Consider the following 16215-nt stretch of genomic DNA (forward strand, 5'->3'; position numbering starts at 1 on the left):
ACTGTAGCTGTACCGATTCCAGTTGCACCAGTTGTTGTATGCGTGATATTCGCTAATGTAGTATTGATACACAATGTTGGTGTTGCAGATGCTGCGCTCACTGTATTATTTGGATTTACCGTAATTGTTCCACTTATTGTAACTGCTGCACAAGGTTCTGTATGACCTACTGTTGTTATTATGTAGGTACCACTTGCTGCTGGAGTTCCTGAAATAGTGACAGTTTTTGCTGTTAAATCTACGGTAGATGTCAATCCAGCTGGTAAATTTGATACTGTAGCACTTATAGCACTTCCCCCAAGTGTATAAATTGTAGTAGGGATTGCTGTTCCTGTACACACTGTTGGACTTTGCGTTCCGCTACTATAAATAATCGTAGAAATTGTATTCACAATAGCTGCTACAGCAATTCTTGATGCTGTACGACATCCTTCAGCTGTAGTTGCTTCTACATAATAAGTCGTAGTTGTTGATAGGCTTGGTGTAGTAAAACTCGCTCCCGTAGCCAAAGCTAAACCACCCGTTGAAGCTGCATACCAATTGATAGTTGCTCCTACTGATGCTGTTGCTTCCAATATTAATGTTCCTGTACCACATCTTGACTTTTCTGTTGTAGAATTGATTGTTGGTGTAGTATTTACAGTTGCAATAACTGCAGTTCTACTAAGTGAAGTACATCCGTTGTCGGTTGCATCAACATAATAAGTCGTAGTTGTTGATAGGCTTGGCGTAGTAAAACTCACTCCTGTTCCCAATGAACTTCCTCCTGTTGCTACAGCATACCAATTAATTGTTCCTGCTGATGCTGTGGCTTCCAATGTCACCGTTCCGGTATCGCAACGTGCTGCTGATACTGTTGTGGTGATTGTTGGTTTTGCATTGATAACAAAATTAGTGGCTGTTCTACAAGTTGAAGCACCAGAACAGGCCGCATAATAAGTTTTAGTCTCTGCTGTATTCGTATTTGTCAAACCTGATCCTGCAACACCAACCGGATTAAAAGAAGAGCCTGTATATATTGACTTTGTCGCCGTAGAACTAGTGTACCATTGTATTTCGTTCACAGTACCACCCGAACTTGAACATGTAGAAGTAGCTGTTAACACTCCAGTCTCACCTTGACAAATAGAAACTCCCGTAGTTCTTGGAGCTCCTACAACTGCATTAATAGCTATACTAGCAGTAGCAGGTGAAATACATCCCTCTGCACTCGTTGTAGTCACTTCATAATTATTTGATACCAACCCCGAGAAAATCCCTGTTGTATTATTTATTGCTGCTGTTATGGGATTTGTTCCTCTTAACGTATAACTTATACCTTCATCATTAGCAGGTGTGTTTACTTTTATAGTCCCCGTTGGAATTGTACAACTGGGTTGCGTTACCGTAGTTGTAGGAACTGCTGGCAAAGCCAAAATTTTTATATCATCTAAAATCGAATTAGCACCATTAAAATTAGTCCCTGGTACATTTGATTGATTAGCTCCTTCATATTTATTATTTGCAGTACCATAAGCATTAGTAAATGCAGTTATTTTTCTAACAGGATTTAGAGTTGTACGTGTAGGATCAAGATATAAGGCTTGCGCACTTGAACTATGTGTTCCAGCACTAATCGTAGCTGTTATTTTCCCTACTAAGGTTATTGTAACTACTCCATTTTGAGCAATATTAAACCCTCCAAATAAAGGATTATTAATTGTAGCTGTATTAGTTAAAGGTCCTAAAGGCCCTGAAGCTTCAGTTGTATATATTGCTGTAGCAGAATCGAACCCGATACCCGCTGGAAAAAGAAAGTCTAAAACAACCCCGGCAGCATTTCCGCTTCCTGTATTTTTTATTTCAATCTCATAAGAAACCTTTTCACCAATTGAATTACAAGCTGATGCTGTAGGCAAAGATCTAACTTTAGTCTCAAGAGAAGGAAAACAATTTGAATTAACTTGTAAATTTGGTGGTATATCTGCACTGGTAAAAGTTGATGCATAACCATTCGTACCATCTATTGCTCCGTGATTAATTCCCTTTCCAGCATTTGATTTACCAGCCATACCTCTCGTTACATCAGTATTAATAGTCACAGTACCTGAAAGGTTATGACAAATAATTCCTCCTCCTCCTCCTCCTCCGGGTCCATGTTCATTTGCATTATCATTTTCCGTATTTCCTCCATCCCCACCTTTTGCCTCGATTGTAATCGTTGCTGTGCTATTATTAGAAATACTCAACAATACAGTACCTCCAGCTCCTCCACCTCCAGCTCCATCTGGTGAACCTGAATAAGTACCTGGTGCACCTTTTCCTCCATTAGCATAAATATAACCGGTTCCCTGAACAGTACCGGCATTAATAAGAATTATTGCACCACCTACACCACCTTTTACGCCTGTTGAAGCATTATTGGCATCACCGGCACCACCGCCTCCACCCATAACAAGTCTTGGAAAAGGAGTAGTTGTAATATAAGATAGAAAACCAGGCCTTCCCCCTCCTGTTAAAGGAAGAACATCTCCTTTACCACCTTGCCAACCAGCACCACCTAAACCACCGTAACCGCCGTTACCGCCTCCGCCTCCGCCACAATTGTGGTCGTTACCACCACCACCAGCATTAGCTGGAGCACCTCTTCCCGCAGACCCAGAAGGCATTCCTTCTACTATATTATCAACCTGATTATAACCATCCCACATATATCTAGGTGTCCCCGCCATTCCTTCTCCTTTACCCGAAATCTTATTATTAGTAGATAAACCAACATAAGTTTTAGAATCATTAAGGTTTGAATCTGCTTTAGGGCTATACCCACCTCTAAAACCTCTTGCATTTCCGTTAATTGTAAAACCGGCAAAATTGAATGTGCCAGAAACATTAAAAGCTATAACTCCACCTGCAATACCATTAAAGGGAGGTGTTGTTATGTTAGAAGTTAAAGTTAAATTAGAATATTGAGGTACCCTAACAATTTGAAATGTTCTCTTGCCTCTTGTTGTTGTTGCATCAGCATTATAAAAACTGTTACGAACACCACCATTGGTACCGGTACCTTTAAACGTTAAATTCCCTCCGGTTAATGGCACATTATTGGTCGCAATAACATATTCGAAAATACCGGTATTTCCAATACTTGTAAATCCAGTGCCCCCTAAACCATCGGGGCCACTAGTCGTAGTTCCAGAACCATAATTAGCATTATTATTGTAATCTATTGTCGCATCCTGCATTTGAATAATCAAAATCAAATCCCCAGCAGAAATTTGAATTGCTCCAAAATTGTTATTATAAGCATCCGTTGGTGGTACTTTTGCCAAAAATATTGATTGAGTTCCTGCATTCAACGTAATATTCCCTTCAATAGGAAAATAAGTATTTATTGAGCTTGATACAGTAGCAGGACCATCAACTCCAGGAGTTCCACAAACTTGTGAAAACAATGTAGTTGAAAGTAAAAAAAATACAATAAAAGAAGTTAGCTTAAAAAAATTAAGCTTCTTAAGAGTAAAATTTCGCATAGACAGTTTTATTATGGATAATACTATTGAGGTTCGAAAACCTACTAAAGGATTTCGAAAAGATTGAATAAAATAAGAGAGATTGTTGAGTTAAAGATCTTGAGAAAAGATCTTCTGAAATTTTATAAAAATAAAATACAATAAGCGTCATAAATAAATAGGTTCGACTCAAATTCGTCTTTAAGTTTATATAATTAGGTAGTTGGCGGAGCGAAAGTATATAAACAGTAAAATAATCACTAGATAAGTCGTCAAACTACTTATTAAAACGTTGAAGTACTCTTTTTTTAGAATAAAAGTGATTTTTATAGTTAAAAAAAATAACTATTTAGTAATAAAAAGTTATTATTACAACAATAAGAGACATTTTAAAAGGGGCAAACACTTCTTTAATAAGCTAAAATAGAAACACTTAAACTCATTTAACAACAACAAAAAAGAGGTACAATATAAATTGCACCTCTTTTTTGTGGAGAAAAATTGTCTAAATTTAATCTTCTATTTACCTTTAATAAATCACTTCTTAATCGCTGGATGCAACTAGAATAATTCAGAATTAAATAGTTAATTCTGACAAAATATGTGAGTTTACTCAGATTCTTTCAAAAAATTTATATTTCGTTTAAGTCCATCAAATTTGGTTCTTTTTAATGGAGAGTTTTTAAAAACAACACGAAAAGTTTCTTCGGTTATTTCTAACCAATCTTTTTTAGACATTGCCAAAACATCTGGATTTGGATTAAATAATGGTTCTGAATGTGCCTTGGAAAATCGATTCCATGGACAAACATCCTGGCATGTATCGCAGCCAAATGCCCAATCACTAAATTTTCCTTTCATCTCTTGTGGAATATTTTCTTTGAGTTCGATTGTAAAATAAGAAATACATTTACTACCATCCACTACATAAGGAGCAACAATAGCTTGGGTAGGGCAAGCATCAATACATGCAGTACATGAACCACAATGATCTGTTGTCGCATAATCGTATTCTAAATCGAGATCAATGATAAGCTCGGCTATAAAATAAAAAGAACCAACTTTTTGAGTAATTAAATTACTGTTCTTACCCCTCCAACCCAAACCACTTTTGGCAGCCCAAGCTTTATCTAATACAGGTGCAGAATCAACAAATACTCTTCCTGTTACATCTCCAATTTCTTCCTGGATACAGAAAAATAATTCTTTTAGTTTTTCTTTTATTACAAAATGGTAGTCTTGTCCATAGGCATATTTAGATATCTTAAAGCTATCATCAATTTGCGTTTCCGAAGGATAATAATTCAGTAAAAGTGAAACTACGCTTTTGGCGTCATCAACTAATAAGGTCGGGTTTAATCGCTTGTCAAAATGATTTTCCATATAGGCCATCTGACCATTATGATTTTTATTTAACCAGTTTTCCAATCTTGGGGCTTCTTCTTCCAGAAACCCTGCTTTGGATATACCGCAAGACAAGAACCCAAGTCTTTTGGCTTCTGATTTAATAAATTGCGAATATGTAGATTTTGAATTTATCAACGTAAATTTAATATGAAACGGGTTTAGCCCTGATGGGAGCGGCATCCTTTTTTTGGCTTTTTAGCCCAAAAAAGATATAGCGGACAGCAGGAAATAGCTTCAAAAAAAATTAAAATAATCCGCCTTGAATATTGGTATTAATTCTTCCTAAATGTTTATATGCCTTATCGGTAACTTCACGACCTCGTGGTGTTCTCATAATAAAACCTTCCTGAATTAAAAAAGGCTCATATACCTCTTCGATAGTTTCACTACTTTCGGACACAGCAGTTGCAAGGGTAGACAATCCAACAGGTCCTCCTTTGAACTTACTGATTATAGTAAGTAAAATTTTGTTGTCCATCTCATCTAAACCGTGCGCATCAACATTTAATGCTTTCAAAGCATATTGGGCTATAGCCAAATCAATTGTTCCGTTCCCTTTAATCTGCGCAAAATCACGGACACGTCTCAATAATGCATTTGCAATACGAGGTGTTCCTCGGCTTCGACCTGCAATTTCAATTGCAGCATCCAATGAAATTGGCATTTTTAATATTGAAGCACTACGCTCAACTATTGAAGTTAGTAATTCGGTTGTGTAATATTGTAAACGCGAGGAAATACCGAAACGGGCTCGCATTGGAGCTGTTAATAAACCTGAACGTGTTGTAGCACCAATTAATGTAAACGGATTTAGATTAATCTGGACTGTTCTTGCATTTGGTCCAGATTCTATCATGATATCAATCTTAAAATCCTCCATTGCAGAATACAAGTACTCTTCGACAATTGGACTCAAACGATGAATCTCATCTATAAATAAAACATCTCTTTCTTCAAGATTAGTAAGTAATCCTGCCAAGTCACCCGGCTTATCTAAAACCGGTCCTGATGTTATTTTAATTCCTACTTCTAATTCATTGGCTAATATATTTGCCAATGTTGTTTTACCTAGTCCCGGGGGTCCGTGAAAAAGGGTATGATCTAATGCTTCATTACGTTGATTCGCAGCCGCAACAAAGACTTTCAGGTTTTCTAAAACCTGATCTTGTCCAGCGAAATCATCAAAAGAAAGTGGTCTTAATTTTTTCTCAAGATCAAATTCTTCTGGGTTATAGTTGTTCGTTGTTGGATCTAAATTTTCATTCATCAAACAAAGATAGAGAAAGAAAAAGGAAGACAAAAAAAAACCTCTACTTAGAGTAGAGGTTTTAAATATTTTTAGTGGTGAAGAACTTCTTCTCCCTCTTTCATTGGTACGTTTTGAGGAACAAAATCTACATCATAGTTTGGATTACTATAATCGTATGGCCAACGGTAAACGTGAGGAATTTCTCCTGGCCAGTTACCGTGAATGTGTTCAACTGGTGTAGTCCACTCTAAAGTAGTAGATTTCCATGGGTTTTGTACTGCTTTCTTACCGTAGAAAATACTACTAAAGAAATTGTATAAGAACACTAATTGGAAAGCTCCTCCAACTAAAGCAAACGTTGTTATTAAAACATTTACATTTTGTAAATCATCAAATAACGGGAAGTTAGTATTTGTATAATAACGTCTTGGTAAACCTGCTAATCCGATAAAGTGCATTGGGAAGAAAACTCCGTAAGCACAAACTGCAGTTACCCAAAAGTGAATATAACCTAAATTTTTATTCAACATTCTTCCGTACATTTTAGGGAACCAGTGGTAAATACCAGCAAACATTCCGTAAAGTGCAGAGATACCCATTACTAAGTGAAAGTGAGCAATTACAAAATAAGTATCGTGAACGTTAATATCTAAAGTACTATCTCCTAAAATGATTCCTGTTAAACCTCCAGTGATGAAAGTAGAAACCATTCCGATAGAGAATAACATTGCAGGGTTAAATTGCAAGTTACCTTTCCATAAAGTTGTAATCCAGTTAAATGCTTTTACAGCAGAAGGAATTGCAATCAATAATGTTGTAAAAGTAAACACAGAACCTAAGAATGGATTCATTCCTGAGATAAACATGTGGTGACCCCAAACGATTGTAGAAAGGAAAGCAATTGCTAAAACTGACATAATCATCGCTCTGTATCCAAAAATAGGTTTACGAGAATTCGTAGCCATAATTTCTGAAACAAGTCCCATTGCTGGTAAAATTACAATATATACCTCCGGGTGTCCTAAGAACCAGAATAAGTGTTCGAATAAAACTGGTGAACCACCTTGGTAATGCAAAACTTCTCCAGCGATATAAATATCAGATAAGAAGAAAGAAGTACCAAAACTTCTGTCAAAAATCAATAATAATGCAGCTGATAATAATACAGGGAATGAAATAACTCCAATTACAGCAGTAACGAAGAATGTCCATATCGTTAAAGGTAATCTTGTCATAGACATACCTTTTGTTCTTAAATTAATAACAGTAACGATATAATTTAAAGATCCCATTAATGAAGATGCAATAAAGATCGCCATAGAAACCAACCATAAAGTCATACCAGTTCCTGATCCAGGAATTGCTTGTGGTAAAGCACTTAATGGAGGATAAATCGTCCATCCAGCCGAAGCAGGTCCAGCTTCAACAAATAAAGAGCTTAACATTACAACAGCAGATAAGAAGAATAACCAATAAGAAATCATATTCATGAATCCAGAGGCCATATCTCGAGCTCCAATTTGAAGTGGAATTAACAAGTTACTAAAAGTACCACTTAAACCGGCTGTTAATACAAAGAATACCATTATAGTACCATGAATAGTAACTAATGCTAGATAAACATCATTAGCCATAACTCCATTTGGTGCAAATTTATCTCCTAATAAAATATTGAAAATTTTAAAAGACTCTTCCGGCCATGCTAATTGCATTCTAAAAAGCAAGGACATTGCAATACCAATTACCCCCATAATAATACCTGTTAAAAGGTATTGTTTGGCAATCATTTTGTGATCAATACTAAAGATATATTTAGTAATGAATGTCTCTTTATGGTGGTGTTCGTGTTCGTGATCTTGTCCGTGATCGTGACCTTCTGCTGACATATATGTATACTTTAAATTTCTTAAATAATATTATTTCATAGCTACTTTAGGAGCTTCTACCTTAGCAGTAGTATCTACTTTGGTAGTATCTGTGCTTCCTGCAGCTCCTTCAACTGGTGCTGGAGCTACTGCTGCTTTAATATCCTGAGCTAATGTTTTTTTATCGCTTAACCATTTTTTATACTCTTCTGGAGTATCAACAACAATTTTCATTTGCATATTGTAGTGAGATGCACCACAAATTTTATTACAAAGCAATAAATAATCGAATGTGTAAGGATCAAGAGCCGTTTCTCCTTTTGCAACTAATTCAACACTTTTCTTAGAACGAATTGAATTGATATGAGCTACTTTTTCTACCATATATGGTAAATCTCTATATTCTGCAGTAGTATAAATTGGCGTAAAAGCAAATTCAGTAACCATACCTGGAACGCAGTTCATTTGCGCTCTAAAGTGAGGCATATAAGCTGAGTGCAAAACATCTTGAGAACGCATCTTGAAATGTACTTTTTTACCTTTTGGGATATGTAACTCCGAAACCACAATATCATCTTGTGAATATGGATCAGACATATCTACTCCTAAAGTGTTTATACCTTCAATTAATCTTACGTTAGCTTTTCCTAAAACATTATCAGGTCCAGCATATCTAGCTGTCCATTTAAATTGTTGAGCATACAATTCGATAACTATAGTATCTTCATCTTTATCAACAAACATAATATTGTTCCAAGCGTATAATCCGTAAAGAATTAAACCTGCTAATACAACAGCTGGAATTACACTCCAAAGTGCTTCTAACTTATTATTATCTGCAAAGTACAATGCTTTTTTATCTTTATCTCCTTTATATTTAAAAGAAAACCAGTATAATAAACCTTGAGTAATCGCTTGAACTACAAAAATCAACACCCAAGTAATATTCATTAAGCTATCTACCAAACCACCATGCTCTGAAGCCGGAGTGTGCAACGCTAAAGGTCCCCATTTTATCAATCCATATATCGTAAAGATATAGATGAATGCTAAAAATCCGAACATTAAATATCCTTGAACATTATTATCATTATCAGATGCAACCTGAGAATCGTCCGAATTTGCCCCAACCTGAGTAAGATCAAATATCTTGGTCAATTGCCATAATGCTACAGCTAATAAAACTAAAACTATAATTACCAACAAACTTGTCATCTGTTTATTTCTTTAAATATTAATAATGAAAATGTTTACTTTCTTCTATAAATGGATTTCTTTTTGGTAACAAAGGAGCTTTAGTCAATGCAGTGAAAACTACATAAATAAATAATCCTAAGAAGAAAAGTAAAGATGCAATTTCTGGCACACCTATAAACCATTTATCTCCTACTGTTCCTGGCATAATCATATTAAAGAAATCAATATAATGTCCTAATAAAATTACAACTCCAGCCATTACAATTACCCATGAAATTCTTTTGAAATCAGTACCGATTAAAATCAATAATGGAAAAACAAAGTTCATAACAACAGCTCCAAAGAAAGGAAGGTTATAAAGTTGAATTCTAGTAACAAAGTAAGTTACTTCTTCAGGGATATTAGCATACCATATCAACATGAATTGTGAGAACCATAAGTAAGTCCAGAAAATACTGATACCAAACATAAATTTAGCAACATCATGAATATGACTTGTATTTACATGCTCTAAATAACCTTTAGATTTAAGATATACTGCTACTAATGCTATTGTAGTGATTCCACTTACAAAGAAACTAGCAAAAACATACCATCCAAATAATGTACTGAACCAGTGTGGATCAATAGACATAATCCAGTCCCAAGACATAATAGACTCAGAAACAATAAAGAATACTAAGAATCCCGCAGATAATTTAAAGTTCTTTTTGTAGAACAAATCATCATTAGCTTCGTCTTGTGCAAGACAATTTTTTCTAGAATAATAACGGTATAAGTTCCATCCTATTAAAAATATAGCAGCTCTAACGATCCAGAAAGGAAAATTCAAATAACCAGATTTATTAGCAATAATTGCATCATAATTATGACTATTAGGATCTGTTACCCCTTCACCTAACCATACAAACATATGATTAAAGTGTAATCCACAAAGTATTAATAAAATAAAGAATATTACAGAACCAACAGGCAAATAAGCCGTTATACCCTGCATAACTCTAAATAATACTGGAGACCAACCTGCTTGTGCAACTTGTTGAATAGCGTAAAATGCAAGAACTCCCATAGAAAGTAGCAAAAAGAAAATACAAGCAACATATAATGCCGACCATGGTTTGTTTTGCAATTGGTGCAAAACATGATTTAAATGCTCAGTGTGCTCATCTGCAGCACCAACTTGAGCATGTTCTTTTTTCCCTTCAGCATGAGCTTCATGAGCTGGCTCAGCAGCTTCATGAGTCGCCTCTCCATGACCTCCATGAGACTCAGCAGCTAATATCTTTTCAACTTCTTGAATATCTTTAGGTGCATTTAAAAAACCATACCCAATACCTAAAAGACCTAAAGCCATTAAGATGATAGAAAAAGTTTTTAATTTACTTGAAAATGTATACATATCTAATACGATCAGTTTGTTCAACAATTATTATAATTGGCTTTTTAGTTTTAGAACATAGTCAGCAACTAACCAACGTTCATGAGTACTTAATTGATTTGCATGAGAACCCATTGCATTTAATCCATAAGTCTCAACGTGAAAAACACTTCCTTCAGTGATTTCTCTATCTTTATAGCTAGGAACTCCAAGGAATTTTTCTCTTTCTACCAATTTACCTTTTCCATTTCCAGTTGCACCATGACAACTTATACAATAGATATCAAAAAGTTCTTTTCCTTTTCCTGAGTTTCTATCTAAAGAATCCAAAGGTGATTTTAAATTAGCTTTCGCTAATTCGTAACCAGCAGTAGTATTCTCGTATTCATAAGGTTCAAAACCTCTATTAATAGTTCCTTTTGCAGGAAGTTGCGCTTCCTCTCCTCCTTTAAAAATCTTTGCCTCAGAGTATGGTTCATACGCTAGAGACTCATACATATTAGGGAAGTACTGATAGTTTGGTGCCGAATTATTGTGGCAAGATGAAACTAAAATAGTTATACCAACTAAAAGTGTTATTTTATATATACTTTTCATAGCTACAATTAATTCTTTTCTATTACTTTAACTTCTACAGCTCCTGTGTTTTGGAAGAAAGAAACTAATTCTTCTTCATTGTTGTCAACAGCAACTTCCATTAAGAAATGGTCATCAGTTGTTCTTACATCAGGGTTTTCTGCTTGTTTGAATGGCCATAATTTACTTCTCATATAAAAAGTAATTACCATTAAGTGAGCTGCGAAAAACACAGTCATCTCGAACATAATTGGCACGAATGCAGGCATGTTTTGAATGAAACTGAAACTTGGTTTTCCACCAATATCTTGAGGCCAGTCATGAATCATAATATAACTCATCATCGTAGTCGCTACAGAGATACCAACACATCCATATAAGAAAGAACATATTGCTAATCTTGTTGGCGCTAAGCCCATTGCTTTATCCAATCCGTGTACCGGGAATGGAGTAAATACCTCTTCAATATGATGATGTGCAGCTCTAGTTTTCTTTACAGCATCCATCAAAATATCATCGTCATTATAAATGGCGTATATTACTTTATTACTCATGATGTGAATCTTTATTTGCTCTTTCTCTTATGTAATTATCTCCTGTTCCTTTCAAAATCGTTTTCACCTCTGCCTGAGCAATAACTGGGAATGTTCTAGAGTAAAGTAAAAACAATACAAAGAAGAAACCAATTGTTCCGATGAAAATTCCAATATCAACAAATGTTGGTGAAAACATTGTCCAAGAAGATGGAAGGTAATCTCTATGTAAAGAAGTAACAATAATTACGAATCTTTCAAACCACATTCCAATGTTTACAACAATTGAAATTATAAATGAGAACATGATACTCGTTCTTAATTTTTTAAACCACATGAATTGTGGAGAGAAAACGTTACAAGTCATCATTGACCAATATGCCCACCAGTAAGGTCCAGTAGCTCTGTTTAAGAATGCATATTGCTCGTATTCTACTCCTGAATACCAAGCTACGAATAACTCAGTAATATAAGCAACACCCACAATAGAACCCGTAATCATAATTACGATATTCATTAATTCAATATGTTGAACTGTAATGTAAGCTTCAAGGTTAGAAACTTTTCTCATGATAATCAACAATGTGTTTACCATTGCAAATCCTGAGAAAACTGCTCCTGCAACGAAGTAAGGAGGGAAAATTGTAGTATGCCATCCTGGAATTACAGATGTAGCAAAGTCCATAGATACAATAGTATGCACAGAAAGTACAAGTGGTGTAGCTAAACCTGCAAGAACCAAAGATACTTCTTCAAAACGTTGCCAGTCTTTTGCTCTACCGCTCCATCCAAAACTCAAGATAGAATATACTCTTTTATTAAAAGGAGTAATTGCTCTATCACGTAGCATCGCAAAATCAGGCAATAAACCAGTCCACCAGAAAACTAATGATACTGAAAGATACGTAGAGATTGCAAAAACGTCCCAAAGTAATGGAGAGTTAAAGTTTACCCATAATGAACCAAATTGATTTGGAATAGGCAATACCCAGTATGCTAACCATGGACGTCCCATGTGAATAATTGGAAATAAACCTGCTTGAATAACAGAGAAAATTGTCATTGCTTCGGCAGAACGGTTAATCGCCATTCTCCAACGTTGACGGAAAAGTAATAATACTGCTGAAATCAAAGTTCCGGCGTGACCAATACCTACCCACCAAACAAAGTTTGTGATATCCCAAGCCCAACCAACTGTTTTATTTAATCCCCATGTTCCGATACCTGTAGATACGGTGTAAATTATACAGCCTAATCCCCAAAGGAAAGCTGTTAATGCGATTGTAAATACAATCCACCAATGTTTATTTGCTTTACCTTCAACAGGTGCAGCTACATCTACAGTTACATCGTGATAAGATTTATCACCTATAACTAAAGGTTTTCTAATGGGTGCTTCGTAGTGAGACGACATAATCCTTTATATTGTTTCTTAATTAATAATTTTTTGTACTAAGTATTTCTAACTTTAACGTGATAAATCACATTAGGTTTTGTTCCAACATGCTCTAATAAATGATACATTCTATCATCAGCAGCTAATTTAGCAACTTTACTTTCAGCATCATTAACATCTCCAAATATCATTGCTCCAGAAGAACAAGCATTCGAACAAGCTGTCTGGAATTCTCCATCAGCAACTGGACGCCCTTCATTTTTCGCTTTCAATTTAGTCGCTTGTGTCATTTGAATACACATAGAACATTTTTCCATAACTCCACGAGAACGAACGTTTACGTCTGGGTTTAATACCATACGACCTAAATCATCATTCATGTGATAATCGAATTCACTATTTTTGTTATACAAGAACCAGTTAAAACGACGTACTTTATACGGACAGTTGTTAGCACAGTAACGAGTACCAACACATCTGTTGTATGCCATATGGTTTTGACCTTCACGACCATGTGAAGTTGCTGCTACTGGACAAACAGTTTCACAAGGTGCATGGTTACAATGCTGACACATTACTGGTTGGAAAGAAACCTGTGGATTATCTCCAGCTTTTTCCATTTCGTTAAATGTAGACAATGAACTTGACAATCCTGCAATATTTTCTTTTCTTTCGTTATCTCCTGCAAAAGTACTTTCAGAAGAATAATATCTATCGATACGCAACCAGTGCATATCACGACTTCTTCTTACTTCGGCTTTACCTACAACTGGTACATTATTTTCAGCATGACAAGCAATTACGCAAGCCCCACATCCTGTACAAGCATTCAAATCAATTGAAAGATTAAAATGATGTCCTGTAGAACGATCAAATGAATCCCATAAATCGACAGTTATAGCCGCTACTTCGTTGTGATCTAAAGATACCATTGGTTGTTCGTTCCAAAATTTAGCATCTTTAGTATTGAATATTTCAAGAGAGGTTTCTTTTATGATATCTCCTCTTCCCATTAAAGTTTTCTGACCTTGCACACAAGCAAATTCATGTTCTCCTTTAGCTTTTTCAAGCTTAACAGATTGAATATCATTAAAACCTTTATATAAAGAGTAAGCATTTAAACCTACAATCATTTCTTCTTTTAGAGCAGCCTTACGTCCGTAACCTAAAGCCAAACCAATAGTACCTACTGCTTGCCCAGGTTGAACAATTACAGGTACGTTTTCAAGTTTGATTCCATCAGCAGTTGTAATAGTAGCATAACTTCCGTTTAAACCACCGTTAGCAACGATCTCATTAGACATTTGTAATTTCTTCGCGTCAGCGTTAGAAACAGTTACATAATTATCCCAAGAAACTCTTGTGATTGGATCTGGAAACTCTTGCAACCAAGGATTGTTTGCTTGTTGTCCATCACCCATTCCTGTTTTAGTATACAATACTAATTCGAAATCACTTAATGCTTTTGATTGCGATACTGCATTTGCAGCAGCACTGTAATCAACAGAACCTGCAGAAAGTGCCGTAGCGCTTCCAACAAAAATACCATCATGCAAAACTTTATTCCAAGAAGAACCTGCAATTATTCCAGAAGCATTGGCTTTGATATAATCATAGAAAGTTCCAGAAATACCTGTTACAGATAATAAAACATCTTGAAATTGTTTTGTATCAAATATTGGACGAATAGTCGGTTGAGTAAGACCATAAGTTCCTTTTGTTATAGATACATCGTTCCAAGCCTCTAAGTAATGAGGAACTGGAGCAGCAATTGTAGAAAGTAAAGCAGTCTCATCTTCTTTTAAAGAGAAATCAACTGAAGTTTTTACTTTTTTCAATCCAGAAACGAAAGATTCGCTTTCTGCCAATGTATAAACTGGATTAACACCACTCATAAGTAACGTATGAACACTACCAGCATTCATATCTTTAATTAATTGAGCAACTTTAGCGTCAGATCCTTTTCTTATTTGTCTTGTTTCAGAAGTAGTAAAAGCCTCACTAGCCAACACCTGGTTGATAGCCAAAACTAATAACTGAGCATTTTTATCTTGAATTCCAGATACCAATACCCCTTTTGAACCAGCAGCTTTTAATTGTTGAGCCGCTTTAGTAACTTCAGCTTTAAACTGTGCGTCTAAATTAACAGCCACAGAAGAACCGGTTACGATATTATATATAAGTACTAATGCTTGTTTTTGATTCGCAGTTGACATAGGTAAACGCTTATCAGCAGCAGCACCAGACAAAGTCATATTTGCTTCTAACTGGAAGTGACGGGACATTTTTCCGCTTTTAGGAATACGTCCTTGAGCATAACCTGAGTCATACCCCCCACCTTGCCAATCTCCTAAGAAGTCAGCACCTACCGAAACGATAAGTGAAGCTTTTGAAAAATCGTAGTTAACCAAAGCTCTTTCACCGTAAACCGTTTCAAACGCATCCAAAGCAGAAGAAGATGACACTGCATCATAAACTACATGTTTTGCATTAGGGTTTTTAGCTATGAACTCAGCAATTAATTTTTCTGTAGATGGACTTGCCAAAGTATTTGTTAACAATACAACTTGACCACCTTTAGCATTTGCTTCAGCAATGCTAGATTTTATTTTCAAATCAACAGCAGACCAGCTTGAATTTTTTCCTTCCAACTTAGGTTCTTTCAAACGCATACTATCATATAATGACAATATAGACGCATGAATTCTAGCATTGGCTGAAAATTTCGCTCCTGAAATTGTGTTATTGTCAATTTTAATAGGACGCCCTTCACGAGTTTTTACTAAAAGGTTAGCAAAATCGAAACCATCAAAAACAGTCGTTGCATAATAATCTGCTACTCCTGGTATGATTTGTTCTGGTTGCAGTACATAAGGTATCGATTTGTGAACAGGGCCTTCGCAAGCTGCAAGTGTAACTGCCGCAGTACTAAACCCAACGTACTTTAAAAAGTCACGACGCGATGTTGAAGAAGATGCTAATGCATCACCGTTTCCTAAAAATTCTTCAGTAGGAATCTCTTCAACAAATTCGTTATTTCTAAGCGCCTCAACAATAGAACTATTTTTGTCTAGTTCTTCAACACTTTTCCAGTATTTTTTGTTTGATGACATTGTATATAAATAT

At 35.5% G+C, this 16215-nt stretch carries 10 protein-coding genes; all 10 read right to left on the reverse strand.

Annotation, left to right across the window (positions count from 1 at the left end; all coding sequences use genetic code 11):
* Positions 1 to 3509: immunoglobulin domain-containing protein (locus OIU83_RS22790; RefSeq protein WP_449757790.1), on the reverse strand; the 3509-nt coding region annotated here is incomplete at its 3' end.
* 588 nt (positions 3510 to 4097) lie between these two features.
* Positions 4098 to 5030, reverse strand: coding sequence for a tRNA epoxyqueuosine(34) reductase QueG (gene queG, locus OIU83_RS22795; RefSeq protein WP_264208590.1), 933 nt, complete (start codon positions 5028 to 5030; stop codon positions 4098 to 4100).
* A gap of 109 nt (positions 5031 to 5139) precedes the next feature.
* Complete coding sequence (gene ruvB / locus OIU83_RS22800; RefSeq protein ID WP_264208573.1) at positions 5140 to 6162, reverse strand: Holliday junction branch migration DNA helicase RuvB; 1023 nt, start codon at positions 6160 to 6162, stop codon at positions 5140 to 5142.
* A gap of 71 nt (positions 6163 to 6233) precedes the next feature.
* Positions 6234 to 8030, reverse strand: a complete 1797-nt coding sequence (locus OIU83_RS22805) for a cytochrome c oxidase subunit I (RefSeq protein ID WP_264208574.1) — start codon at positions 8028 to 8030, stop codon at positions 6234 to 6236.
* 30 nt (positions 8031 to 8060) lie between these two features.
* Positions 8061 to 9224, reverse strand: coding sequence for a cytochrome c oxidase subunit II (locus tag OIU83_RS22810; RefSeq protein ID WP_264208575.1), 1164 nt, complete (start codon positions 9222 to 9224; stop codon positions 8061 to 8063).
* Positions 9225 to 9243: 19 nt separating this feature from the next.
* A complete protein-coding gene (locus tag OIU83_RS22815) occupies positions 9244 to 10605 on the reverse strand; it encodes a quinol:cytochrome C oxidoreductase (RefSeq protein WP_264208576.1) in 1362 nt (453 codons plus the stop codon).
* Between the two features lie 30 nt (positions 10606 to 10635).
* The gene (locus tag OIU83_RS22820; protein ID WP_264208577.1) at positions 10636 to 11181 is read right to left on the reverse strand and encodes a c-type cytochrome; all 546 of its coding nucleotides are present in this window, start codon (positions 11179 to 11181) and stop codon (positions 10636 to 10638) included.
* 8 nt (positions 11182 to 11189) lie between these two features.
* Positions 11190 to 11714, reverse strand: coding sequence for a DUF3341 domain-containing protein (locus OIU83_RS22825; protein ID WP_264208578.1), 525 nt, complete (start codon positions 11712 to 11714; stop codon positions 11190 to 11192).
* Positions 11707 to 13107 carry an NrfD/PsrC family molybdoenzyme membrane anchor subunit gene (gene nrfD, locus OIU83_RS22830; protein WP_264208579.1) on the reverse strand — a complete coding sequence of 467 codons (1401 nt, stop codon included), beginning with the start codon at positions 13105 to 13107 and terminating at the stop codon, positions 11707 to 11709. The genes OIU83_RS22825 and nrfD overlap by 8 nt, the downstream gene beginning before the upstream one ends.
* 38 nt (positions 13108 to 13145) lie before the next feature.
* A complete protein-coding gene (locus OIU83_RS22835; RefSeq protein ID WP_264208580.1) occupies positions 13146 to 16202 on the reverse strand; it encodes a TAT-variant-translocated molybdopterin oxidoreductase in 3057 nt (1018 codons plus the stop codon).
* Positions 16203 to 16215 lie beyond the last annotated feature (13 nt).

Origin of the sequence: Flavobacterium shii, assembly GCF_025847235.1 — a bacterium.
In the GTDB taxonomy this organism is placed as follows: Bacteria; Bacteroidota; Bacteroidia; order Flavobacteriales; family Flavobacteriaceae; genus Flavobacterium; species Flavobacterium shii.